Origin of the sequence: Bellilinea caldifistulae, assembly GCF_001306055.1 — a bacterium.
Taxonomy (GTDB): domain Bacteria; phylum Chloroflexota; class Anaerolineae; order Anaerolineales; family Anaerolineaceae; genus Bellilinea; species Bellilinea caldifistulae.
In genome coordinates this window covers 26,934-51,238 of the sequence record NZ_LGHJ01000011.1, presented here as the reverse complement: position 1 = coordinate 51,238, position 24,305 = coordinate 26,934, and the positions used below count along the sequence as shown (strand labels likewise).

Here is a 24,305-nt window from a genome sequence, read left to right as displayed (position 1 = left end):
AACGAGGTGGGCTATGGCATGGGGAACGAGTAACGAGAGCAATCAGGATGCCGTGACCCTGCTGCTGGCGGGGCCGCCCAGCCGCCTGGGGGTGTGGAGTCAGGCGTTCCAGATGGACAGCCGCTTTCGGGTGGTGACGCTGGCGACCGACCCGCAGGACTTGCAGGCCAAACTGTCCTACAACCCCGAAGTCATCCTGCTGGATGCGGCGATTTTCAGCGGGCCGGAACCGCTGACCCAATTCCTGACCCGCGTGCAGGGAGCGGCGTATGTGGTCTTGCCCGGCGGCGTGCCGGATGAAATCATCCGCCCGATTCGGGAGATGACCAGCGTCAAGGGTGTGTTCGTGGGGGATGTCAATATCCCCGACCTGTCCGCCCGCATCATGGCGGAAATCGGGGCGCTGCGCTCGCAAGCTCCGGCCCTGGCAGGACAGGCACGCTGGCAGCAGACCGCCACCACCATCGGCGGGCTGCGGGTGATTACGGTGTGGAACCGGGCTGGCGGGACGGGCAAAAGTACGATTGCTACCGCGCTGGCGCTGGACGCTGCCCAGCGGGGCTTCAAGACCCTGCTGGTGGGGTTGAGCGCGCCGGATGTGTCCCTGCCCACCTTCCTGAACCTGAAAACCACCCCGAACCTGTCCCTGTGGCTGTCCCGTCCGACCTTTGCGGACGGCATACAACCGGCAGTGCAGTCGTTTGGCGGGCTGGATGTGCTGGTGGGTTTGCAGGACAGCCTGCGGGAGAAGGACTTGCTGCAAAAACCGGAAGAGCAGAGCAGTATCAACAGCCTGGCGATTGCCGCCACCTACGGCGGCTATGCCGTGATTATTTTCGACACGCCCGTTTCGGGTTGTTATCCCTCGGCGATCAGTGCCAGTAACACGCTGGTACTGGTCTCCAACCCCACGATTGACCATGCGGTCATCACGGCGGAAGCCTACCGGGTGGTGTTCCAGAAACTCGCCGGGCAGCACCGGGTTGGGGCGTCCAATGTGTTTGTGGTCTTGAATCGGGGGCGCAATGGGCTGCTCGGCATGAACGAGTGGCACGAGGCGGCACGGGCGTTCGCTCAATCCGCCGGACTGACCGCCTTCCCGCCGGTCACGGCGGTGATACCGGAGATACCCGAAGTAGCGGTAACGGCTAACGCCGGGCGTTCCGTACTCACCGCATCGGAGAACTTTGCCCGTCCGATTCACAAGTTGGGCGATTTGCTGTTCGGGCAGAAAACCAGCGATAACGGCTTTCGCAGTGATGCAGGTGTGGTGAAACTGGGGCCGATTCGCATTCGCAAGGGGTGAGCGATGTCGTGGGACTTCTTTCAGCAGGTAACGCTTTCGGCGGACGAGCAGGAACTGGTCATTCAAGACGCTGCTAACGACCTGGCCAATGGCCTGACCTTCCGCCAGATGGTGGATGTGGACACCCTCAACCAGCGGGCGGTAGGGGCGGTGGGCGAAGTGCTGGCCCGCCGCAGGCTGGATGTCCCCCGCGATGTGATGCTGTCCCTGGCGGAGAAGGTAGTGGGACGGGTCAACGGACTGGGGGCGTTGCTGCCGCTTCTGCGGCGGGATGACCTTTCGGAAATCACCATCACCCCGGAAGGCAAGGTATTTGTCCTCAAAAAGGGGGCAGTACAGTTTTCGCCGGTGGAGATGAACCTCGACCAGCAATCTTGTGGGCGGATGGTAGAGGCGTTGCTGCGTCCTACCGGTAGAGGCATCAGCGAGGCATTACCTACCGTGAGCGCAAAACTGCCCCGGATTGAATCGCTGCCGGGACTGAAAGGCGGGGCGCGGGTGCATGTGCTGCACCCTGCCATCGTCCCTTCACGGGCGGGCATGTATTCGGTCAATATCCGCCTGTTCGAGCCTGCGCCGGTCAAACCGGAGAAACTGATCGAGTGGCAGGTAGCCCCGGAGAATGTCATCGCCGATTTGCTTGCAGCGGTCAGTCGTGGCGTGCGGATGCTGGTCATCGGCGGGACGGCCAGCGGCAAGACGACCTTTCTCTCGGCGATGTGCAACGCCATCCCGAAGGATGCGCGGGTGGTCAAAATCGAAGACCCGGAGGAAATCTGGATGGAACACCCGCATGTGGTCACCATCGAAGCCCGCAAAGCCCCCCTGGGCAGTACCAGCGTGCAGGACTATACCCTGCGGCACGGCGTAGATGACGCCATGCGGATGTCCCCCAAGTGGTTGATCGTGGGCGAAGTGCGTACCGGCGATGCCGCCGCAGCCCTGTTCCGGGCGCAAATGAGTGACCATCCCGGACTTTCGACCTTCCACGCCGAAGGCCCGGAGGCGATGGTATCCCGCATGGCGTTGATCATGGGTGTGGACGCCAAAATCGAGCGGATGAACGCCAAAGACCTGATTGCCCAGGGTATCGAGGTGCTGGTGCAGGTGGGCGTTCCCCGCAGCGGCGACAAACGCCGCCTGATTGGCGTGTGGGAGATTCAATCCGAACTCAAAGGCGGCAATGTGGCGTTCGAGCAGTTGTACGCCTTTGGCGACAAGAGCATGAAGCCGGTGAGCAGGAGGTAGGCATGGAAGCGATGGCGATTGTGCGGCAGGTAGTACCGCTGGTGGGTGCGGGAGCGGTGGCGTTCATCGCCTACCGGCTGGCAGTGGGTTTGCAGCTGCGCAGCCGGGCGGAGAGTCGGGTGGCCGCCCTGACCGGTATCCAGCAGCAGGAAGAAAAAGTGGCTTTCGGCAGTGAAGCCCACCGCTTGCGGCTGGCGTTTCGCAAGTTGGGGCTGGATGTGGCCGGGCGGGAACGCTTTGCCCGCGATGTCGCCCGCATTGCGGCGGGGGTGGCGGTGTTCATCGTCCTGAACACGGTCTTGGGACTGCCGACCCTGACCAGCCTGATTGGTTTCGCGGGTGGCTGGATTTTGTTCAACGGCCTGATTGACGGGGCCTGGGCGCAGGTCAAACAGGACATCGAGAAGGAAATCCCGCTGTTTCTGACCGGGCTATCTTCTACCGTGCAGGTCACGCCGAACGTCCTGCAAGCGGTAGAGGATGAACTGCGGACATTGCAAGCGGGTGGGGCATTGCAGACCTGGCTGCGGGATGAGTTCCTGCCGCGCTGTCAGCGGGAAGGCTTCGAGGCATTGGACGGGTTGACCCGTGAAGCGTTCGGTCTTTCGTCTAGTTTGGGGATTGTGGTCTTTCTGCTGGGACGCTTGTGGCGGACGGGCGGCAAGGAGTGGGAGACGGCCTTCGAGATGGCCAGCAAGAATCTGGAAGGCGTGCTGGATGCGCGGGTCTTGGGACAGGCGACCGGCAAGAGTGCCAAAGGCAGCGTGCGCCTGATTGCCGGAATCACGGCCTTTGTGATGGTCTTGATTCTGCGGAATGAGGCTCTGGCGGCCACCGTCCAGCAGCCGATTGTGCAGCTGGCGTATGCCGGAATCATCCTGCTGATGCTGTTCGGCTGGGGCTTTATGAACAAACTGATTGACGAGGCATTTTGAGATGGACGCATATCAGGTACGGCAAATCGTGGCACTTGTCCTTGCGGCACTGGCGGCATTCTTTGCCTACCGCATGGCAAAGACCATTCGGTTCGAGCGGGGCGCGGCGGCGCGGGTAAGCGGAATGCTGGACGGCAGTAACCAGTCCGCCTTTGACCGCTACGGCGAGCAGTACATCAAGACCCGTCCGGGGAGCCTTGTTGACCACCTGAAGATGGCGCAGTTGGGCGGTAAGTACGCCGACTGGACGGTGGGCGGTATCCTTGCCCGCAGTCTGGTGTACGGCGGGGCGGTGCTGGTCTATCTGCTCTTGACTCAACCGGGGCCGATCTTCTGGCTGGCCGTGCCAATTGCCGCTTACTACCCCATCCTGCGGGTACGCAGTGCTGCCAATGACACGCGGGCGGAGATTCAACGGCTGATGCCCGAAACGGCGACTGCACTGGCGGCGGAGATGTCGGCCGGGGCAAGCCCGGAGCAGGCCCTCTCACGGGCAGCGGAGATACCCGGCCCGCTGGGGAAAATCCTCAAAGAAGCCGTGTCCGAATCGTCCCGCTCTGGACGCCCGGCTTTCACCAGCGGCACGGCGGAGGGGGTGGTGCTGGAAGTGCTGGCAAGGTACAACCTGCCCGCCCTCTTGCGCTTTGGGGTGCAGTTGGATCAGGTGGCGGGCAAGGGTGTGGAAGGCCCGCGGGTGATGAGCGAGGTGGCAAGGGGCTTTGCCCGTGAGTACCGGGCGCATGTGCAGATGGCGGCGGCTAGTCTGGATAACACCCTCTTGATGCCGATGACCGTGTTCTTCTTTGCGCCCTTCATGGTGGCCATCCTCTTGCCGATTTTGCTGGCTCTGTTCAGTGCCTTTTGAGGTGCGGCGATGTGGAGACGCTGGAAGGCCGGGGACTGGATTGGCGCAGTGGTGTTTGCCCTCTTGCTGGGCATCCGGCTGGCGCAGGTCACGGCAGGGTCGTGGATGGCTTTGCCACTGGCGGTGCAGTCCGGGCTGGCGGCCTTCCTGTTCCTGACCCGCCGGGCGGAGAAGAGCGGGGCAAACCTGACCCGCAAACTGACCGCCTGGCTTGCGGCGGTCTTGCCGTTCGGCTTGCAGCCTGCGGCGCAGGAAAACATCTGGCTGGTTGTGGCTTTTGGCGGGGTGGTGTTTTCGCTGTGGGGACTGGCGTCTCTGGGACAGAGTTTCGGGATTGCCCCGGCGGACAGGGGGCTGGTGGTGGGCGGGGCGTACCGCTTCATCCGCCATCCGATGTATGCCGGGGAGTTGCTTTCGTTCGGTGCGGTCACGCTCTCCAACCTGAACGCATGGAACGGTCTTTTATTCTGTGCAATCGTCTTTGTTTTCGTCCTGCGGATTGGCTGGGAAGAGCGCATTCTGGACGGCTACGCCGACTACGGTCAGCGGGTACGCTGGCGGCTGCTGCCGTTCGTCTGGTAAGGAGGTTTGCGATGGAATGGACTTTGATGGCAGGAATCTTTGCGGCAGGGCTTTGCGCCGGGCTGGTGCTTGACCGGCTCTTGCGCTGGGCGGCGAAGCAGTAGGGGAGGCGGGTATGCGAGGGTGGTCTGGCAAACTCTCCCCCCTGGTGGCGTTGGCGGTTGCATTGGTAACGGTCACGGTGGCGATTGCCGCCTACACCGGCCCGATTCGACCCCGTCAGGTGGAGGTTGTTACCGGTTGGGTGCGTTCGATTTATCGCAACTCGCCCTGGACGCTGGAATGCCGCTGCGGGATGGGCGGTCCCGGTCAACGGTGCAGCGACAACGACTACTATTGCTTCTGCGGCGATGTGCCCTACAACAACGGTGCGTTGTACACCTGCTACGAAAGTGAGCAGACGACTACGGTTACTCACAACCCGGCGACGGCTAGCGGCAGTTTCGCCTGTTCGACATGGGGCAATGGCGGCTGGTGCCGGGCTGGGGCGTCCCTGATTGTGAGCGGGAGTGAGCCGGTCAGCGGCTACTCGATTACCCGCATGGAAGGCAATTACACCGGTGGGAACGAGGCGGCGGTGTCGTGCAGCGGAGCGTCTTGCAGCTTTACGCCGCCGCAGGGACAGGGGACGTTCTGGTACTGGGCGGTGTCCAGTTACGGGGATACCAGCGCCAAGAACAGCCTGGCTTACAAGTTCGATTCGGGTGCGCCGTCCATCACGCCGTCATTGAGCGGAACGGCGGGGCAGAACGGCTGGTACCGCAGCAATGTGACCGTGAGTGCCACTGCCAGCGATGTAGTCTCCGGCCTGTATAGTTTGAACAACGCCGCTGCCAGCGGGCCGGGCAGTTTAGAGTGTATTTCAATCCCCTGCACGATCAGCGCAGACGGGATAACCCAGATTGACCTGGTGGCGCAGGATTGGGCGGGTAATACCAGCACTACCAGCGTGACGGTGCGTAAAGACAGCGTTGCCCCGTGGATTAATTTCAATCCTTCGGGGACGCCCGGCGAGCAGGACTGGTATCGCAGCCCTGTTGTGTTGAATGTGCTTGCTTACGATGACACCAGCGGGGTGGCGGGACTGACGCTTTCCTGCGGCAGCAATCCCTGTAATATCACGACACAAGGGACGACTAGCGTAACCGCCACTGTTAGTGATGTGGCGGGCAACACGGCCAGCGACAGCATTACGCTTCGCATTGACAGCGTGCCGCCTTCGGTAAGTTTGAACGAAAGCGGCCCGACCATCAACGGTATCTGGTATATCGGCAATGTAACCGTGAGTGCCAGCGGCAGCGACCCTGCGCCGGGTTCGGGCTTTTCTCATGCAATCATCAGAGTAAACACCGGCTCATGGGTCAATTCGCCGGTCACGATTACAACCGATGGGGTTCACAGTATCAACGCCAGAACCGCCGATGTAGCGGGTAATTACTCCAACACGATAGCCGCCACGATTCGCCGTGATACCGTTCCGCCGGTGGCCAGCCTGAATATCCCCACACCCAACGGGCAGAACGACTGGTTTACCAGCAACCCCACCGTCTCCGCCGGTGGAACGGACGCCACCAGCGGGGTGGCCATCAGCCAGGTGCGGCTGAACGGCGGGGCGTGGCAGAGCAGTGCCGTGATTGGCACGGACGGCGTTCACACGGTAGAGGGACGGGCGCAGGATAACGCCGGTCACTGGTCAAGCACAGTCAGCAGTACCGTGCGGGTGGACACCACGCCCCCAACCGCCAGCCTCTCCCTCCCGCCGGTGGATGGACAGAACGGCTGGTATGTCTCGGATGTGGCGGTTACGGCGCAGGGTACGGATGCTACCAGCGGGGTGGCCAGCCGGGAAGCCCGGCTGGGCAGCGGCGCATGGCAGCCGAACGGCCTGACCGTATCCGCAGACGGAACGCATACCGTCACGGTGCGGGTGACGGACAACGCCGGGAACAGCCAGACGGCAACCGCAACCGTGCGGCGGGATGCCACACCCCCCACGATCAACGGGCTGGATGTGACCGGTACAGCCGGTAACAACGGCTGGTACCGTAGTGATGTCGAGGTGAGCGGGGTGGCCAGCGATGCCACCAGCGGAATTGTGCTGGTGGAAGTAAATGGGCAGCCAAATCTCACCCTCTCGGACGGTGTTCATAGTGTCCTCATCCGGGCGGTGGATGAGGCGGGCAACCAAAGCACGCAGGCGGCCACCGTGCGGGTGGACACCACCCCGCCGGTGGGAGCGATGACCCTATCCGGTGAGGCGGGTGTCGAGGGCTGGTACCGCAGTGCGGTGGAGGTGAGTATCACCGGCGAGGACGCCGTTTCGGGCCTGGCGGAGGCACGCATAGGGCAATCGCAAGGTCTTGGTATTCTCTCTGCAAATGAGACCTACGAGGCAGAAGGCTGGCATACCGTCATCGGTGAGGTAGAGGACAAGGCCGGATGGGTGACGGAAATCCGGCGTTCGTTCGGGATTGACCTGACCCCGCCGCAGGGCGGCTTCGAAGCCCTGCCCGAACTGCTCTCCGGGACGGTAGAACTGGCGGGTGATGCGTCCGATGCGCTATCGGGACTACTGCGGCTGGAAATCTCGTTCTCAATGGGCTATCAGTGGCAGGAAATACCCTTTGCCGCTGACCGCTGGGCGTATGCGTGGGACACCACCCAGACCGGCGGCGGATACAAACGCCTGTACCTGCGCCTGACGGACAAAGCGGGCAACACCTACACCACCGGCGTGGATGTGCTGGTCAGCAACGCCCTGCCTGCGGCGGAGATAACCCGCCTGTGGGTCATCAGCGAAAGCGGGCAGGTCAGCATTACCCCCGGCGATCTGCCCATCCGTCAGGTCTGCCTGACGATTCAAGACCCGGCAGACGAAAGCCGCAAGGTGGAATGGTGCGGGGACAGTATCGAGGACATCCCCAATCCGGTGCAGTGGGACGGCAAGTTCCCAGACGGCACGCAAGCCGTGCCGGGACAGTACCCCGTGACCGTGCAGGTCACGGACATCGCAGGCCGCACGGTTACGGCGAGCGGGACGGTGATTATCCCCGCTCCCACACCCACGCCAACGGCGGAGGAACGGGAAGAAGCGACTGCCACAAAGCCGCTGGTGATTGCCGTCCTGCCAACGGCCACGCCGACCCCCACGGCTACGCCGACCCAAACGCCAACCGAAGAAGAACGGGAAGAACCGACCCGTACACCCCCGGCGGTGAGTGTGGTGTTGCCGACCCCGCAGCCGACTGTGGCGGTCAAGCCGCCCAAAATCGAGGTGCAGGCGGCGGTAGAGGTGGTGCGGCGGGCCTTGTGGCCGTTCCTGACCCTCATCGGGCTGGCGGCGGCACTGGGCTACTCGGCGATGAGAGACGAACGACCCAAAGCGATTCGCAAACTGGCGGAGCGCATGGAACGAATCAAAGACTTGCAGGAGGTGAAGTAATGGACTTATGGGCAGCAGCGACACTGGCAGCCGTGCTGATGCTGGGTGCCATCCTCACCCTGTACAACTCCCGTCAGGCGTCCGCCCTGCGGGAGATGGAGCAGGTGTTGAGCGACTGGTATCTGATGCAGGTTGCCGAAAAGCGGGAGAAGCAGCGCCAGGCGGTCAGGGTGGACAATCCGCTGGCCTGGCTGGGGCAGCACCTTGACCTGACCCTGACCGGGGTGGAGCGGGTGCAGGGTGAGGCTCTGGCGGTTTCGTTCTTGACCGACAATGCCACCCGGCTGGTGGTCTCGCCCTTCTCACCCGACCGGCTGAAACGGCTGTTGAAGCCGCTGGAAGCCAAAAACGGCAAGGTGGCCAACCTGGTTGACCCGCTTCTGGGGCGCAATCCCGGCAAGGTGCAGGTGGAGGAACGCTCGATCCTGAACGCCGGGGAGTGGTTCGACATCGAAGCCGGTCAGGTGGGTAAGGCGCTGGGCGTCAATTGGGGCGAACCCAAGCGGCTGTATTTCTACCGTGTCCCTCTGGCGGAGAAGAAATGACGGCATGGCTGGTTACCGGAGCGGTGATGGTTTGGCTGGTGGTCTGTGCGGTGTACGACATTCGCACCCGCAGCGTGCCGAACATCCTGACCATTCCCCCCTTTGTGCTGGCAGGATTGTGGGCGGTACGGCAGGGTGGAATCACCCTCTGGTTGTTCGGGTTGGTGTTCGTGGTCATGTTCTTTTCGTTCTGGAAAGGAGGTACAGGCGGAGCGGACGGGAAGGTTTTAGCAACGATGGCGGTGTTCATGCCCGCAGGTTTTCTGATTGCGCTGGTGCTTCGGCTGCTGGTCGGAGCGGGATTGTGGCTGCGTCACGGGAAAGATGCACGCTTTCCGGCAGTGCCCGTGTTTGCAGCAGGTGCGTTTCTATCCATTCCAGTTCAAATCATTTCGGGAGGTTAAGTCATGTTCGAGAAAATCAAACTGTTCTTGCTGAGCCGTGAGGCGAACGACATGGGCGAGTACGCCGTAGTCGGTGCGCTGATCCTGCTGGTGGCCCTGGCAGGCTTCCAGGCCTTGGGCATCAACATTCTGGGCAAAATCATGCAGGTTGCCAGCGGTATCTAGTCGGAGGACGGCGATGGTCAAAAGACGGCATGAGGCTGGGAATGCGATGGCGGAGACCGCCGTATCGCTGCCGGTGGTGCTGGTCTTGACCTTTGCGCTGATCAACTTCGCCATTGCCGGGTATGCGTCCGTAGCGGCGGCCAATGCCGCCAATTACGGCGCACGGGTCGGCTCGGTCACGCAGGGCGGGGCAGCGGCGGCTGCGGCTTCCGCTGCCCACAGTGCACTGTCGCGGACGATGATTGGGGATTACTCGGTAGCCGCTTCGGGCGGCGGGCGTCCCGGTTCGCTGGTGGTGGTCACGGTGAACTGGACGGCCCCCAATTACATCGGCTCGATGCTGGGACTGCTGGGCGGTGGCGGAGCGGTGGAGTTCAAGGGTCAGGCGCAGGCCACCTTCCGGCAGGAAGGATGGTAGGCATGAAACGGACATTCCGCAACGGCGAACGCGGGCAGACAATGGCCTATTTCGTGATCGTGCTGACCTTCGTGGTCATCCCGCTGGCGGTGCTGACGGTGGACATCGTGCGGGCGTTGTATCTGCATGCCCAATTGCAGGCGGCGGCGGATGCCGCCTGTGAGGCAGCGGCGCAGGCATTGGATACGCCCACCTTTGTCCGAACCGGCGCACGGCAAATCAATCTGGGGCTGGGTGCGTCTTATGCGGCGCAGGCGTTCAGCGGGACGGTGGCCAACAAGGGCATTGTCGGCTATTCACCTGCCCTGACCGGCATATCGCTGTTATCGCCAACGGTGGCGCGCTGCACGGCCAGCGCCGGGCTGAAACTGCTCATCCCCTCATCGCCAACTTTGAATGTGCATGTGGTGGCGGTGTCGGAGATGCGGGTCAACCGGCGTTAGGGAGTTTGACGGATGCCTGGGGTCTGCCAAGCTCACGAGGGTGCGGAGATCCAGATTCGGCGAAAGGAGGTCTCCGCCCTATGAGGAGTGCAGCCGTCAATTTGTGGCTGTCTGCCATCCAGGTGGCAGCCGCCCTGTTCGTGGGAAATCTGCTGGCCAAACGGGTCTTGGTGCTGGTGTACCAGATGGTCGCCGGGCTGACCTGGTAGGGCAGCAGGCAGGCGCAAGGCACAGGCCGAACGCCTGCCCCACGGCACGGGCAGAAAGGAGCGAGGTTTGGAGATCGAGATTGACGCGAGAGAGTTTTCGGTTGTGGCCGCTATCGTGGCCGTGAATGTCCTGATACTGCTGGGCGTGCTGGGCTGGCTGTTCACGCCGGAAGGCGGCAAAGTCCTGACCTACGCAGAGTGGCAGATTCACAAGGCCGAGCGCGCCTACCGCCAGGAACTGCGGGATTTGCAAAAGACCTGCGAGGAGATGGCGGCGTTGCTGGACAAGCCGCTCGACCCCTTGCGGGTGCAGGTAGCGGCAGACCGCATCCTGAACGAGATGGCAAAAGGCGGGCAGGCCGTCTTGCAGCCACAGCGGGAAGCGGTCGCGGCTGCCGCGCAAGCCCTGCGGAATTGGGCGATGGGCGACAGCCGGGAGCGGGCAGTAGAAGCGGTGGCGGAAGCCAGCCGCAGGGTAGCGGAGGTGAGCGGTGGAAGCCTACCGTGAGCGGGCGTTGGAGGACATCCTGAACGCCGAGCGGGAACTGCGCCAGAACGCCGAGCGGGTGGCACGGGAATACCGGGCGCTGGTGCTGGAACTGGCCCAGCGTTTGGCAGGGGAAGCGTTGGAAGCCCGCAGGCGGGACAACCCCGCCATACCGCAGGTCTGGACGGCGGCGGACTGGACGGCGTTCTGGAACGGCGTCAGCGTGGGGACGGGCAGCGGCTGGACGAAGCCGAAGGGCAACGGGTATGAAACGCTGGAACGGCGCATCGTGCAACTGGAAGGCGAATTGACCACCCTGCGGGAGCGGCTGGAACGGGCGCAGATGGAAGCGGCGCAGGAACGCCGCGCCCGCGAGGAGTTGCAGCAACGGCTGGATGAGGCGAAGGCGAAGGAAAAGCCGAAGCAGAAGGGCGAAGCCAAACGGCCAGCCGGGCGCATCCTCACCCCTGCCGAACTGCCCGAACTGTGGCGCAAGTTGGTCGAGGAGATGAGCGGGATGGTCGTTCCGCCCGCACCGGAACGCTTCAAGGCGCAGTTGAAACCGAAAGAATCGGGCATCCGCTACCGGCGCAAGGTGCTGGTGCTGTATGCGGTGGCGAGAGGGGGCATCAGCAGCCGGATGGAGATCGACCGGGTGGTGAGCGTGGTCGAGGGGTTGTCCGAGCGGACGAACTCGGTACGCCGTCCGGTGGACGATCTGGTGAAAAGCGGCCTGCTGGTGAGCGACAACATCCGCATGTACAAACCGTTCGAGACCGGGCTGGCGGTTTATCGGCTGTCCGAAGACGGCAAGGCCCTGTGCGCCCTGTGGGGCTGGCAGGTCGTGGAAAGCGAATGGGAGCGGCTGTTACGGCTGCACCAGGGGGCGGCGCAGGAAGCGCACAGCGTCATGGCGCTGGCCTTTGCGCTGCACGCCCGGCTGCGCGGCTGGGACGCCGTGATATTGCCGCAGGTGGAAGGGGCTGCGCGGCCCGACTTGCAGGTGGAGCGGGACGGCGAGCGCTGGTATGTCGAGGTCGAGCGTGGCGATGGCAGCCGCAGGAAGTGGAAGAACCTGGCCGAGTTGAACGATGGCAGGGTGGCCTTGTGTGCGGCGAACGAAGAGGGACGGGAGAAACTGGTGCGGGACTGCAAGGCGGAGCGGCTGGGCGGGGTGGCCACCGACTTGAAGTCGCTCAGTTTCATCGGGGACGAGTTACGCAAGATGGTGGACATCACCCCGGCAGAATCGTTGTGGCTGGAACGCTGGTAAGCGGACGGGGGTGGGGGAAGCGTCCCCCTTCCCCGTCCGGGGATCAGCCCGTTCCTGGTCTCCGGGTGGCTCGTTGACAGGCGAATACGGCGGGAGTGGCTGCTCTCCCTCTGCTGGCACGCTTACCCGCAGTGTGCCGGGACGGGTGGCGGCTGGCTGCCTTCTCTGTCTGCTCATCCGTGAGGGTGGGCGGTCAGAGGGCAGTCAGCCCAAAAAACCACTCGAAAAGGAGAGCAGCCATGAAACACTTGATTTTGTTCCTGTTGGCCGGAGCGGGGTTGTATCTGGCGGGGGTGGACTTTGAGACCCTCTTGGGTCTGGACACCGCCGCTGTGGATACCGTCCTGCTGGTGGTGGCGGTGCTGTTCGCTGTCGTGTTCATTGTCCGTCTCATCTGGACGGCGGTGTACATCGGCAGCGGGCAGTATGCGCTGGACAGACGGCTCGACCAATGGATCAAGTAACCGCCGTATGCGTGCCGAAGCGAGCCAAACAGACCGCCTGCGCGAGATGAGCAGGCGGTCATGATTTTTTTGCAGTTATCTACTTAATGCCGAAAGTCATACCACCTTCTATGACCAGGGGTACTTGTATGGATAAGTTGCTATTCCTATAATGAAATAAATTCTATGATGTTGATTCATAAAATAGGAGTGATAAAGGAATGAAAATGAGAGAAAAATCACCCCAACAAGGGTTCTTAATCCATCAGTGTAAATTTGACAGAAAATCGGTAATATATGTCATATTGATAATGATTTTGCTGATTCAAATATCTATTCCCCAAACAGATGTACAGGCCAGCAGGTATTTAAGAGGCCCGGCGGGAGAACGAGTTAAGGTACTTCTACGGAACTCAGAAACTGGAAGAACAGTAGAGTTGCCTGTAAATATTCGATATAAAAATGACCCAGACCATCAGATAGTTGATTATGAAGTCATAATTACCTCATCATATTTGAAGTCGGTAAGTAAGTGGGATCAAACGTCTGCAGTAAAAGCTACCCTGCAAATGGCATATCGAGAAAAGTTCATCAATGGAGTTAGATATATTGCGGTAGATAATTATTCTGCAATGTGGCAAAAATTTGATAATACTGTGAGTATTCGAAACTCACACCTTAGACCGGGAGTTGCAGGGGTAAGCGAAACTGGGAGAACTTACTCAACAAGCTATCAATATTGGATAGGAGTTCCCCAGTTGAATGTTTATTATTTTACAACCCCCCCATGGCGAGGTGTTTTTATAAATATGCAGGATGAAGTAGGTAACCATGGTGTCCATTTGTATAGCCAATTAGTCCGTGGAGGTAGTTCCTGGACATTACAATTCTGTATTGGTTTAGGACAAAGCGCTCTAGTGTGTGACTAATGGTTTTTCAAGCATTGTTGGATAATGAATAGGAGGCATGTGAAAACAAAGGCCATTTGGTTTCTGTTTTTATATCCTGTTGTTTGCTTTGGACTAGATCAGCTGCTCAGAGTAGTGCGACATTCCATGGCAACAGAGTTTGTTCTCTTTCCTCACCTTGTTGTGGTAGCCATGAGCAGCTTGATTTTTATGGGGGTAAGTTTGGGAATGTTTCTCTACTTTGCCGGACAAAAAGCAGGTGTAATGGCTTTGCTATTCCTTCTGGCTTTGGGATTATATGCGTGGTTGTATCCGTTATTACCACCGCAGTGGAGTTTTGGTGGGGTTTTGTATGGTTTTAATTCCTACACCAGTCTGAGTGGGGCTTTATTGATCATTCTTTCGGGATGGAGAATTTTTCACAAGTTTTATCATCGAAGTAAAGCAGGGTAATTCAAGATCCTAGGATGATCACCGAACAGGAAATAAACACTACCGGCGGCGGTGGTGTATTCCCTCACACCTGCACTTGCGGCAGGTGCAAGTGCGGCAATCCGCTGGCTGCCGATAAGTATCAATTCCTATCGGTTTTTAAAAAGAGAAACCCATTACTTTCTCCTTTTTTCGATTTTCCTGCGAAAAGAATGCAGCCATATGATTTGGCAATATCCAATGTAAGCACCTATTGTAGTCATCACAAAAATAGGAATGGTTATCCAAGCCCACGACCCAATATTCAAGTCAAGGAAATCACTAACACAATCTCCTGAACTTTGGCTAACTCCCATGAAGGCGAGCCCATTTATTACAATTATAGCGGTACCGATTCCTGTCAAAATGGAACGTCCCAATCGCTGTTTATTCGTTTTAGGTGCTTCCCAAGGCTTTGCGCCAATTATCATAATAACTAAAGCGATTATGATAATTGAGAGTGGAAAACCTTGACAGAAATTCATCTTCACTACTCCTTATACCATACAACTTGGGTGGATATTTGAAAATTGAGAGGCACATTATAGATATGAGTGTTTATTACCCCATGATCAAAGGCAACAGCGGCTGTTTGAATTAATAATGAGCCTTCTACAATGCGAGTTGCCCATCCCAAAATTGTTAGATAGCCGCTTGCCAAGGAATTTGAGCTAAAGAAGATATTACCCATCATGGTAATATTTTTAGGTGCTTGTGCAATTTGAAATTGTAGACGGCTATCACCGGATTTCATATCGGCCAAGATACTTGCTGTTGAAGCTATGGTTGCAGAAACATTCCCAACAGTAATCAGACTTTGGACAATCGGATTTGTTTCGCCCAATATCCAACCAGCGGCAAATCCTGATGGAATACCTGAGACGGGATTACCTTCAAAAATAGTTCCTGCGGTTGTGCCTACTCCCACATGACCAATTACGATCAATTCTGCCAGTGCGTCAACCCCCAAAGCAAAGTGATTGAGATTCGTTCCCCAATCTCTAAGCTGTTCAGGCGTAAATGGTATGGATTCTTCTATAATTACTTTAGTGTCAAATTGAAAAATAATTTTAGAATCCTTCAGCGTAGGTTCAAACTGCTCACATCTTGGATCATCAACTCCATCCCCACAGGCAAAATGCCCGCCGGGGTCGGTGTACCGAACCGGGATGTTGAGGGTGTAGGCGTACCTGTCCCATGCCAGCGGGTTACCCGCCCCCGGCACAAGGCTGTCCGGCTGTATGAAGTGTCCCAGCAGGGGGTCGTAGAAACGGGCGCGGTAGTCGTACAGTCCCGGGGTGGCTTCCTCTCGTTGGGCGGTGAAGTGGCCATTTTTCATCAACAGCGTTTAATCCTCCAGCACTGCTCCCCACCCCGGCCAGGAGAGAATTTGTTTGGCCAGATCTTCCGAGGTCACAATTTCCGGTGTTTGGGTGAGTGAATCGAAGTAAGTATCGGTATTCAAGAAACAAATCAAATCTACCTGATCAGCTCTTTCAACCGTTATTGGCTTGAAGCCACTTTGATCCGTGCGAATGACCAATCCTATCTCAGGGTAAAGCAGGTAAAGGCTCTTTGTGGCAATATCACCAGCCCAGACTCTCGAAATTACAACTTGATCGGGTATTCCAAAGGTTTCAATGGTGTTTTCTAAACTCAGATTGAAATCTCCAAATAAACCGATACGATTCACAACATCATCCTTAACGAGTATCTCACCCTTAAAATAATCTCCAAGAAAGTATAGTCTATAGACCTCTGAATAACTACCCCAGGGGCCGATTTTTATGGAGCGTTCTTGATCTAAATCTGGTATCTGACTGAGCATGAGGGGTACCTCAGCATTGGTGGTTTTACCCGGAATGATCTGATACCAGCAAGGCGGAGAGCAAGGTGAATCAAGGATAATCTGACCTGGTTCTGGAGTGGAGGTGGGTGGTGGGGTACAGCCCAGGGGGTATAGAAAGAGAATTCCAAACAAAAGAAGAAAATGAAGAATTTTCATGGACCACCTATTGAGTGAGCGAAACGATTGCACCGACCCATATTGATAACGAGCCGGGAACAACCTCTGGATTGTAGATACTCCAGGCAAAAGCCTCTGCGAAGTAATCGGCAGTTGATCCATTGCCATATCCACTTCGAGCGAAACTTCCCCATTTGAAATCCTCTGGAATTTGAAGTGGAGGGGTATTGAATCTCTTGCCTAGCGGAATACCGCCTGCAAATCTGACCGCGGCATCACCCAGACTCCCACCGATGACGGTGGCAGGTAGTATACCCGTATTGACAAAATTGTTATCGAAAACATGACCCAATTCATGGGCAATGTGCTGATGAGGATGCCTAAAGGTCTCAAACGAACTTGACAGCCAGACATGGCGGTGTGGTACAACCAGTGAAGTGGGCGCACCGGTCTTGAGAGACGCATATTTCTGAATTAACCCACCCACATGGAATACCGCATTACCCAAGTTTTTCTTAATCCAATAATCACCCTGACCACCAGTGTGTGAGTCGGCATAAGCACGAATATCAATGCCAGTTTTCATAATGATTTGAAGTTGGACAAGGGAGAAATTGCCCAAGACTGTCCATCCAAATTCATGATGGATGGCATTTTTATAGCCATAAGAAGTGAGGGGTGCGTCTGATTCACAATCGCGGGGGTGTGTACCATTACATGCTCGATGTCCTATTGGATCGGTGTACCGAACCGGGTTGTTGAGGGTGTAGGCGTACCTGTCCCATGCCAGCGGGTTACCTGCCCCCGGCACAAGGCTGTCCGGCTGGATGAAGCGTCCCAGCAGGGGGTCGTAGAAACGGGCGCGGTAGTCGTACAGTCCCGGGGTGGCTTCCTCTCGTTGGGCGGTGAATTTGTAGCGCACGGAATACTCACCGGTAGTATAGCGCAATTCGCCCCACGCTTTGTAGAGATGGCGGGAACGAAATGAGCCGCCGATGTCGGTGACTATGCTGGTCGAACCCAGGTGGTCACCGAACAGGAAATAGACACTGCCGGCGGTGGTGTATTCCCTCACAGCAATCCGCTGGCTGCCGATGAAGATGTAGTTGCGCCAGGTCTGCCCGGCGGGAACGGCCTGCAAAAGGGCGGGCTGCTGGACTGAAGGGGAGTGGGCGAACAGAGTGTTCAGCCAGTGCCACAAGCGTTCGAGGATGGTGGTGAGCGGTGACCAGCCTGCTGCCACCGTCAGAGGCGGCCGGAAGGCCGAGGGGCCGATGTAACTGGCGCGGCGCGATTCGAAAGCATCGAAAAACAGCGTACCGCTCACCCCGGCAGTCATGACCTGCGGCCCCAGGCGGACGCTGTCGACTCGCAACTGATCGGTGGTCAGGTAGAGGGTGTTCACCAGCTGCCCATCGAGGTACACATCCACCCGGCCGTTGGCAGCCGCTTGCCAGTCGAATTCGATGAAATGAGCCTCGTCGGAGAGGGTCTGGTAAGTGCCGTAGGACAGGCTGCCGTCGTTCTGACGCCCTTCAATACGCAGACGGTAGCCGTTCTGATAGTTCAGCCGCAGGCGGAGAATATCGTTATTCTGAGAAAGGCTCTCGTCGAGGGCAACGAAGATGAACTGGCTGTGGCCGTTGCTCATCACGGCCGAGTTAGGGTCGAAGTAAAAGCGGGCGCGGTAACGCGGCTCGGCGGTGGGGGAGTTGTCCTGCAGGTAGGCGGTGGTGGTGTCGTTGACCACGGCTTGCAAGCCGTAACTACCGCGCAGGGCAGCAGGGGTGGTCACGCTCAAGTTTGCCCCACCTGCCACAGCAGACCAGGCGTTCAAGTTGCCGCTTTCGAAGCCATCGGCGAAGATCAGGTCGGGCGGTTGGGTAGCGGTGGGGGTTGCGGTGTTGGTGGGGCTAGGGGTTATGGTCGGTGTAGCAGTGGGGGTGAACGTTGAGGTGGGGGTGCTTGTGGGGGTGGCGGTTGCCGTGGAGGTTCGGGTGGGAGTGCTGGTTTGGGTGGCTGTGGCGGTTGAGGTTGGTGTGGGGGTGGCCAGCACGGCCTCGAAGAAATCGTCCAGATATAGAGTGACCAGTCCGTTATCCACTCCTTTGACGCGTTTGCCGTCCCCGTCGTAGGTAAAGGAAACGATGACATTGCCGCTACGCGCTACCTGCACTAACCGGTTGTCGGCGTCGTAGGTCAGGATCGAAGCAGCGCCATCTTGAAGGCGGCTGGTCATGTTGCCGTTCTGGTCGTAACCGTAGGCAAAAGCCCGGCTGCCGCGCACGAATCGCAGAGCGGCATTCCAGTAGATGGCTTCCTGACCAAAGATGACATCCACGCCGTCGAAGGAAGCGCTTCCCTGACCGCGGTCGAGGATGGCCGCTCCGCCCTCGGCCTGAATGGTCTGTCCGTCCACGATGACATAATCCACATACAAATTGCGGTCTTCACCGTTGATCACTGCATCGTTGGTAAATACGACCTCAAAGACATCCTGACCGGTGAGGGATGTCGAAACCGAGTAGTCGGCGTAGGCGGTCGAGGTTACCGACCAGACGGCTCTTTCCTGACCGTTGACGTACAGCTTCATCTCCGGCCAGACCCCACCTGCGACACTGCCGCGCGCCCGGATGGAGACGGTCTTGTTACTACCGCCAATGCCGGTAACGCGTTGCACACCGTGCTTGTGAAGCGGATCGTAGGCGTAATATCCCTCTTGACCGGGGGCACCTTTGCGAGAAAGATTGCCGGTAATGTTGTCATAGGCGTAGGTTTCGCTATACAGACCGTTCGTGCCACCGCTGGCAGAGGCCGATACAAGACGGTTCAGGCTATCGTAAGCGAATTGCTGAGATTGTGGGCTGCCCATCACATAGTCGTCAATGCGAGTGATGTTACCGGTCGGGTCATAGGTAAACATCAGGTTGAGGTGAACGGCTGTTGGAGAAGCGACTTTTTCGACAAGGATATTCTTCAATCGTCCACACGAGGCGGCATTTTGACAGTTTCCCCCGGGATAAACTTTCCAATCGAAGTATTCGAATTTTTGTTTGAGCATCGGCGCAGTGGCCGAGCCGCCAAAGCGCTGCTCAACGGTTCTTCCGGCAGCATCATAGCGTAATTCCGGGGCATACGGGGTGGCGCCGTTGACCGTACTCACGGTCAATTGGGGATGATAGGTGTAGGTGACTGTTTCGCCCAGACTGCCATCGTTACCACCGGGGTACTTGATCTGCTGGATCTGGTCAGCGGAATTATAGACCCATTCCATGCGGTAGGTGCCATGCCCGCTGATGGTTTTGGTTTCGGAGATCATTCTACCGCGCGCATCGTACGTCCAGCTGGTGCTGCCGCTGGGGTCGCTCATCGAAGTGCGCTGGCCTTTGCCGTTTGTGCCCTGATCGTAGGCAAAACTGACTTGATAGGTTGGAGAGGATGGGCAGGCATCATCGCTGCGATAATGTTTACCGAGCAAACGGTTGAGCGGATCGTAATAGAGACAAATTCGCTGCCCGCGGGCATCGGTCTGGCGGGTGAGGTTACCAAGCGCATCGTAGGCATAGCTCCAGTAGCCCATGTCGGGGTCAATCATCGAGGTTTTACGCCCGCCGTAATCGTAGGAAATGTTTGTTACCGCAAAGGGGGTAGTGCTGTTGCGTTCGATCTGCTGGGCAGCGGTTAACCGGTCGAGCGGGTCGTACAGGTAGCGAGTTTTCGGCCCGGTGGGTGGCTTGACCTCAATAATTCGCCCCCATACGTCCTGGGTCTGGTAGGTGGTCTGATTGTTGGCATTGGTGATCGAGGTTTCCAAACCGTTGTACTGGTAAGTGCTTTCGATCGTCCCGTCCGGCCGAATGATCTGTAACGGTCTGCCCAGTATATCGTAAGTGGTTGTGGTGAAAGGTTGCACACTGAACGCCTGACCTTTGTAGCCCATGGTAAGGTTTGTATCGTAGGGGACTGTTTCGCGAATGAGGCGGTCGTAAGCATCATAATCGTAATCCACCACGATGTCGCGAGATTCAACACCACTCTGGTCGGGTTTTTGCAAAGTGGCGTTGGGAATGTGAGTCTGGATGATCCTGCCCAAGCCATCGAAGAAGAAACGCTTTTTGAACAGCAGACTGTCGTTCCCGGCCTCGATGCGTTGAACAACGGCAAACATATAGGGATAACAGGTGTCGCAATGGACATAGCGAGTGGTGGGCAGGGTGGAGCTATCCCCGGGGTGGACTTCACTGGTCAATCGGCCAAAACTGTCATAGGTCAACCAGACATCGTTGTTATTGGGGTCGGTAACCCGGCGTGGTTTGCCGATGCGGAAGTCAAAATCCTGATAAGTGGTCACGTGTGAAAGGGCGTTCTTTTCCCATTTCAGGAAAGTGTAATAACCGTCATCGTTGCAACCGGCCGGTTGATTGGCCACCCCGTAACAGGAAGATGTATTCTGAAACGAACCGGCAGCAAAGCCGTTGAAGGTGTTGGGCTGGATGTAGCGATTGACCGAGATTTGATTACCCCAACTATCGTAGGAATAAGCGGTGTCCTGATAAACGGGGCCGGTTAGATTGACCGGATCCTGCCAGTAGAGCAGCAACCGATGGCCGGTCAGAACCCCGGCAGTTGGAGAGAGATTGTACATATTTTGATTATCGTATAGATACCACAAGGAATAATGGACAAGGCTGGCGGAGATACCTGCCTGACCGATGGTATAACAATTTCCGTTTTGAGAACCGCCGGGACAGGCATACACATTATGATAACCGGGCAGGCCGACCAGGTAGAGGTTACCGGAGTTATTGGGATAATATCCCCACCAATGGACGCGGTAATCCTGCCAGGTGCTTCCATTCCAGAATGATTCGACCAGGTTGGTCAAATTGCCATATTGCTGGCCGTTTTGCCGGAGCGGGTCGTAGTAAAAGTATTTTTTGGATGCCGTCCAGGTCGATCCATTGGAAGAGTACACCAGGTTCTCTTCACTGGCTTTTCGTACCCAGCGAATACGAAGATCTGCTTTTGTGCTGAAGGGATACTGCGGCGTCCATGCATCATAAGCGTAGTAGAGGATCGTTTCGGTTAGTTTTTGATTGGAACCGTTTTGTATGGTAATCTTCATCGGCGAGCCGGTTACATAGAATTCACTGTAATAAGGCCGGTCTTTGGTGAGCTGGTAGAACTCGGTAGTTGTTTTACGTTGATCGGGGCCGATCTGGATGACTTTCTTGTGACCGCGAAAGACGGTGAAGGGTGGGTCGTAAAATGTAGATAATGGTTGGTTGAACTCGCCGAAACCGATTTCGTTGTTCATCGAAGCGCCTTCGTAGGTGTAGGAAAACGTGTAGCTTTTGCCGGTGATCTGCTCGGTCAATTTTCTGCTGCTCACGCGGTAGTAAGTGGGTAATCGGCGGAATTGCAGTTCGATGAGACGGCAATAATTATTGGGGGACCAGCGGCAGCCAATGCGAAATTTGGTTAGACCACTGCCGTTATTGGCCCAGTTGACGGGTCGGGAAGAAGCAGGAAGGGTATAACTTAAGTTGAGATTGAGCGTGGCGTTATTTGGTTTGCTCATTGGGAAAACATCCATCCCGGTTTGTCCGCCAGTGTTGTAGGTGTTTCCCAGCCCATCATCCATGCCGATGAAAAGATTCATCGAGGAAGGATTTGGAGCGATTGCGGGCATTTGAATTTTGATGTGCAATTCATATTGACTGCCCAGGAAGACATTTTGATATTCCTTATACGGGAATTGAGTTCTGACGAGCATATCCTCACTGCCAATCCCCCACTCATATTCGACTACATTGTTCAAATCCTGGCCGGGTTGGATGTAATGGCTGAGATTTTTTCTCCAAACGGCGGGGAAGTTAGGGTTATCCCATGGGTTGCCGTTATCGAAATCACTGCCCGGACTCGCCCACGAGTACCATCGGGAGTAGGTGAATTCGTAAATGCCCCCGAAACCATTGTCCACTTTGGTCAGATGCATTTGATCATTGTAATAAAATTTGACCATGGGCTGATAAGAGGGCTGATTATTGCTGTCAAAGGCAACCAGTTGCACGGCATTCAGTGCCAGCGTCTTTCCACCGGCCTCCCAGGTATAGTTAGGGAAGATGGGGGCAGAACTCATGCCGGAGACGTTGTCCAGATTGTAGAAGAAATTGTATTGATATACGGTGGTGGCGTTGGTGAAAGCGGGATTGCCGTCGGGATTGTGTTGGATTTTTAGAGAAACCAGACGACTTTTGTCGTAGAAGAAATTGAGCGGCGTGCTGTCCCACCAGGTGCGGTAGTCGGTTCGATCATGAGCAAAGGTAAAGAATACCCGATAACGGTTATTCGGGTAGATGATCGACTCGGGAAGCACCGAACGGTCGTAATAATCATCGTTATAGCCATTGTCATCGCGGTCGACCGGCTTGGTAAACTCGGTATATGTAAAGCGAATTTCCTTGCCGAACTTGTTAGTGATGGTATTGACCGACCAGCGGTAGTTTTCAAATGCCCAATCCTGCCCTCTTATACGAAGATAGCGGCTGATGTAGCGATTATCGGGAGCGTCGCGGAAATGGACATATCGTTGTCCAAAGAGGTAGCGGTTACCCTCTTTGTCCCACACCTCCCACCAGGGTTCGTATGAGGTGTACTGGTAATAATTGATCTTGATGAAGGTTTCACTTTCGGTGTGATAAACGCCGTTGGCATCCTTCAAAAGGCGATGGGACACGCCGTTAAGGATCAGATGAAAAGTATCATCACTGGTATCCGAAGAAGTGCCGTGCATGTCTCTGAAGATATACGGAACATCCAGTGACCAACCCATGCCGACCCAATTGGCCTGCGTAACAATGTTGGCGGTATCTACGATCTGGCTGTTGTATTCGAGGGACAAGGAAGGTTGAAAACCACCCGGCCCGGGTGGCAGATTGATTGGGATAGAGAAGGTTCCTGCCCCGGTGAAATCGGCGACTTGAAAACTTTCCGGCCGGTTCATGAGCGGGGACTGCAGGTTGTCGGAATTGAGGTTGAACAGGGTGAAGTGATCGGTATATGCGGTTAGAATATGGGTTTCGGCATCTGCTCGACTGGGCAGGTAGAGCCACTCCATTTTTTCTTCGTCCAAGTAGGAGAGATAAAGGGCTGCTTCGTTGCCACCATACAATTCGGGGTCATATTGGACTTCGATTTTTAGCGGTTTTTCGAAGTGTTTTACCGTTTCACCTGCCTTGTTGATGGCAAGGATCTCAAAGGCTGTCTGGTCTGCACCGCTGATCCATCTATGCTTGTCCGAGACCGGCAGGATCACCACCGAAAGTTCCTCTGAAAAAGATTCGGATGGAAAACTTACCGAAACACGATTTTGGGCATCTACTGCCCTGGCTTCGGTTATACCCGCAACTAAATTGGGTCGGGCCAGAAAGAGGTTATCCGAAAAGATGGGATCATCATTTACCCAACCGGTTGCGCGAATCTCCAGCAGGTTATCCTCCACTTTTTGCGGGATCAGAATTAATTCTCCCTGTGTTTCTTTTGGGTAAAGTGTAAAGATGGGTTCTTCCCATTTGCCATCCTGCCCTTCGGATGGTTGAATTCCCTGCGGCAGGATGATTTGAAGACGAAGTTCACCGACATTGGTGGAGAAGGTTTCCGGGAAATGCCATCGCAAGAGGATTTTTTCATTTTCGACCAGCAAGGGAGAAGCGACTTCGATGAAAAAACCCTGTCTCAGTATCTCTTGAAACGACAGGATATCTGTCGGTTGCGTTTCCTGGAGGGGCGGCGTAGGGGTTTCGTTTGCTGCGGGCGGGATTGCCGGGGAAGGTGTGGGGGTGAAATCCACCGTTGGGTTGATGGATTCTTCCCCCTCGTTAGGAGGTGACGGGGTGATTTCTTGGGTTGGATTGGGTTCTGGGGATGGTAAAGGGGATGATTGTTGCTGGAGAGAATCGAGGAGGCGATTGATGTTATCAGGTATTGAATAACCCTTGGGTGGTACGGAAGTGCCGAGCGGGATGAAGGATGTCAGAAAGGGGTTGAGAACAAGGACTAGAACAATAAGAAGGTTCAAAATAGGGTTCATCAGGAAAACCTCCCGATCGTTTCACTCTCGCCTGCCAAACCATAGTGATTTTTTGATGAAACAATCGGGCGGTGTCGAAGTGGCAAGTTCAAGTTGAAAAAAA

The 24,305-nt window shown here is 56.7% G+C and carries 20 protein-coding genes; 17 read left to right on the top strand and 3 right to left on the bottom strand.

Features of this window, described 5'->3' with window-relative positions:
• Positions 1 to 13 precede the first annotated feature (13 nt).
• The 17 genes from AC812_RS04800 (at position 14) to AC812_RS04730 (ending at position 14,126) form a co-directional block, all read left to right on the top strand.
• A complete protein-coding gene (locus AC812_RS04800; protein ID WP_061919714.1) occupies positions 14 to 1,306 on the top strand; it encodes a nucleotide-binding protein in 1,293 nt (430 codons plus the stop codon).
• A 3-nt stretch (positions 1,307 to 1,309) separates the two neighbouring features.
• Positions 1,310 to 2,554 carry a type II/IV secretion system ATPase subunit gene (locus AC812_RS04795; protein ID WP_061919712.1) on the top strand — a complete coding sequence of 415 codons (1,245 nt, stop codon included), beginning with the start codon at positions 1,310 to 1,312 and terminating at the stop codon, positions 2,552 to 2,554.
• 2 nt (positions 2,555 to 2,556) lie between these two features.
• Entirely contained in the window at positions 2,557 to 3,489 is a 933-nt protein-coding gene (locus AC812_RS04790; RefSeq protein WP_061919710.1) for a hypothetical protein, read from the top strand.
• Between the two features lies 1 nt (position 3,490).
• On the top strand, positions 3,491 to 4,354 hold the full coding sequence (locus AC812_RS04785; RefSeq protein WP_061919708.1) for a type II secretion system F family protein: 864 nt from the start codon (positions 3,491 to 3,493) through the stop codon (positions 4,352 to 4,354).
• Between the two features lie 9 nt (positions 4,355 to 4,363).
• A complete protein-coding gene (locus tag AC812_RS04780) occupies positions 4,364 to 4,936 on the top strand; it encodes a methyltransferase family protein (protein WP_061919706.1) in 573 nt (190 codons plus the stop codon).
• Between the two features lie 115 nt (positions 4,937 to 5,051).
• Positions 5,052 to 8,378: an OmpL47-type beta-barrel domain-containing protein gene (locus AC812_RS04775; RefSeq protein ID WP_061919704.1), complete on the top strand. Its 3,327-nt coding sequence runs from the start codon at positions 5,052 to 5,054 to the stop codon at positions 8,376 to 8,378.
• Positions 8,378 to 8,923 carry a hypothetical protein gene (locus tag AC812_RS04770; RefSeq protein WP_061919702.1) on the top strand — a complete coding sequence of 182 codons (546 nt, stop codon included), beginning with the start codon at positions 8,378 to 8,380 and terminating at the stop codon, positions 8,921 to 8,923. The genes AC812_RS04775 and AC812_RS04770 overlap by 1 nt, the downstream gene beginning before the upstream one ends.
• Positions 8,920 to 9,327: a prepilin peptidase gene (locus AC812_RS04765; RefSeq protein ID WP_061919700.1), complete on the top strand. Its 408-nt coding sequence runs from the start codon at positions 8,920 to 8,922 to the stop codon at positions 9,325 to 9,327. Before AC812_RS04770 ends, AC812_RS04765 begins: the two co-directional genes overlap by 4 nt.
• A 3-nt stretch (positions 9,328 to 9,330) precedes the next feature.
• Positions 9,331 to 9,492 (top strand): hypothetical protein, encoded by a 162-nt coding sequence (locus AC812_RS17500; RefSeq protein WP_157235426.1) that lies wholly within the window; start codon positions 9,331 to 9,333, stop codon positions 9,490 to 9,492.
• Between the two features lie 13 nt (positions 9,493 to 9,505).
• A complete protein-coding gene (locus tag AC812_RS04760; protein WP_061919699.1) occupies positions 9,506 to 9,910 on the top strand; it encodes a TadE/TadG family type IV pilus assembly protein in 405 nt (134 codons plus the stop codon).
• 2 nt (positions 9,911 to 9,912) lie between these two features.
• Complete coding sequence (locus tag AC812_RS04755) at positions 9,913 to 10,353, top strand: pilus assembly protein TadG-related protein (RefSeq protein WP_061919697.1); 441 nt, start codon at positions 9,913 to 9,915, stop codon at positions 10,351 to 10,353.
• An 80-nt stretch (positions 10,354 to 10,433) separates the two neighbouring features.
• A complete protein-coding gene (locus AC812_RS18255; protein ID WP_272897789.1) occupies positions 10,434 to 10,562 on the top strand; it encodes a hypothetical protein in 129 nt (42 codons plus the stop codon).
• Positions 10,563 to 10,629: 67 nt separating this feature from the next.
• Positions 10,630 to 11,070: a hypothetical protein gene (locus AC812_RS04750; protein ID WP_061919695.1), complete on the top strand. Its 441-nt coding sequence runs from the start codon at positions 10,630 to 10,632 to the stop codon at positions 11,068 to 11,070.
• Positions 11,054 to 12,322 carry a hypothetical protein gene (locus AC812_RS04745; RefSeq protein ID WP_061919693.1) on the top strand — a complete coding sequence of 423 codons (1,269 nt, stop codon included), beginning with the start codon at positions 11,054 to 11,056 and terminating at the stop codon, positions 12,320 to 12,322. Before AC812_RS04750 ends, AC812_RS04745 begins: the two co-directional genes overlap by 17 nt.
• Before the next feature lie 239 nt (positions 12,323 to 12,561).
• Positions 12,562 to 12,786, top strand: coding sequence for a hypothetical protein (locus tag AC812_RS04740; protein ID WP_061919691.1), 225 nt, complete (start codon positions 12,562 to 12,564; stop codon positions 12,784 to 12,786).
• Between the two features lie 200 nt (positions 12,787 to 12,986).
• Entirely contained in the window at positions 12,987 to 13,694 is a 708-nt protein-coding gene (locus tag AC812_RS04735) for a hypothetical protein (protein ID WP_062158812.1), read from the top strand.
• A gap of 39 nt (positions 13,695 to 13,733) precedes the next feature.
• On the top strand, positions 13,734 to 14,126 hold the full coding sequence (locus tag AC812_RS04730; RefSeq protein ID WP_062158810.1) for a hypothetical protein: 393 nt from the start codon (positions 13,734 to 13,736) through the stop codon (positions 14,124 to 14,126).
• A 508-nt stretch (positions 14,127 to 14,634) separates the two neighbouring features.
• Here AC812_RS04730 and AC812_RS04720 read toward each other — a convergent pair.
• The 3 genes from AC812_RS04720 to AC812_RS04710 all read right to left on the bottom strand — a co-directional run bounded on the left by AC812_RS04720 (position 14,635) and on the right by AC812_RS04710 (position 24,202).
• Positions 14,635 to 15,483 carry an RHS repeat-associated core domain-containing protein gene (locus AC812_RS04720; RefSeq protein ID WP_061919686.1) on the bottom strand — a complete coding sequence of 283 codons (849 nt, stop codon included), beginning with the start codon at positions 15,481 to 15,483 and terminating at the stop codon, positions 14,635 to 14,637.
• A 9-nt stretch (positions 15,484 to 15,492) separates the two neighbouring features.
• Positions 15,493 to 15,972 carry a hypothetical protein gene (locus AC812_RS04715; RefSeq protein ID WP_145962596.1) on the bottom strand — a complete coding sequence of 160 codons (480 nt, stop codon included), beginning with the start codon at positions 15,970 to 15,972 and terminating at the stop codon, positions 15,493 to 15,495.
• A 184-nt stretch (positions 15,973 to 16,156) separates the two neighbouring features.
• On the bottom strand, positions 16,157 to 24,202 hold the full coding sequence (locus tag AC812_RS04710) for an RHS repeat-associated core domain-containing protein (protein ID WP_062158808.1): 8,046 nt from the start codon (positions 24,200 to 24,202) through the stop codon (positions 16,157 to 16,159).
• Positions 24,203 to 24,305: the final 103 nt, after the last annotated feature.

Coding starts and splice junctions, on each gene's coding strand:
- AC812_RS04770 (WP_061919702.1), top strand. CDS start 8,378: ATGGACTTATGGGCAGCAGCGACACTGGCAGCCGTGCTGATGCTGGGT.
- AC812_RS17500 (WP_157235426.1), top strand. CDS start 9,331: ATGTTCGAGAAAATCAAACTGTTCTTGCTGAGCCGTGAGGCGAACGAC.
- AC812_RS04790 (WP_061919710.1), top strand. CDS start 2,557: ATGGAAGCGATGGCGATTGTGCGGCAGGTAGTACCGCTGGTGGGTGCG.
- AC812_RS04800 (WP_061919714.1), top strand. CDS start 14: ATGGCATGGGGAACGAGTAACGAGAGCAATCAGGATGCCGTGACCCTG.
- AC812_RS04765 (WP_061919700.1), top strand. CDS start 8,920: ATGACGGCATGGCTGGTTACCGGAGCGGTGATGGTTTGGCTGGTGGTC.
- AC812_RS04735 (WP_062158812.1), top strand. CDS start 12,987: ATGAAAATGAGAGAAAAATCACCCCAACAAGGGTTCTTAATCCATCAG.
- AC812_RS04755 (WP_061919697.1), top strand. CDS start 9,913: ATGAAACGGACATTCCGCAACGGCGAACGCGGGCAGACAATGGCCTAT.
- AC812_RS04775 (WP_061919704.1), top strand. CDS start 5,052: ATGCGAGGGTGGTCTGGCAAACTCTCCCCCCTGGTGGCGTTGGCGGTT.
- AC812_RS04780 (WP_061919706.1), top strand. CDS start 4,364: ATGTGGAGACGCTGGAAGGCCGGGGACTGGATTGGCGCAGTGGTGTTT.
- AC812_RS04760 (WP_061919699.1), top strand. CDS start 9,506: ATGGTCAAAAGACGGCATGAGGCTGGGAATGCGATGGCGGAGACCGCC.
- AC812_RS18255 (WP_272897789.1), top strand. CDS start 10,434: ATGAGGAGTGCAGCCGTCAATTTGTGGCTGTCTGCCATCCAGGTGGCA.
- AC812_RS04785 (WP_061919708.1), top strand. CDS start 3,491: ATGGACGCATATCAGGTACGGCAAATCGTGGCACTTGTCCTTGCGGCA.
- AC812_RS04720 (WP_061919686.1), bottom strand. CDS start 15,483: ATGAAAAATGGCCACTTCACCGCCCAACGAGAGGAAGCCACCCCGGGA.
- AC812_RS04740 (WP_061919691.1), top strand. CDS start 12,562: ATGAAACACTTGATTTTGTTCCTGTTGGCCGGAGCGGGGTTGTATCTG.
- AC812_RS04795 (WP_061919712.1), top strand. CDS start 1,310: ATGTCGTGGGACTTCTTTCAGCAGGTAACGCTTTCGGCGGACGAGCAG.
- AC812_RS04710 (WP_062158808.1), bottom strand. CDS start 24,202: ATGAACCCTATTTTGAACCTTCTTATTGTTCTAGTCCTTGTTCTCAAC.
- AC812_RS04715 (WP_145962596.1), bottom strand. CDS start 15,972: ATGCTCAGTCAGATACCAGATTTAGATCAAGAACGCTCCATAAAAATC.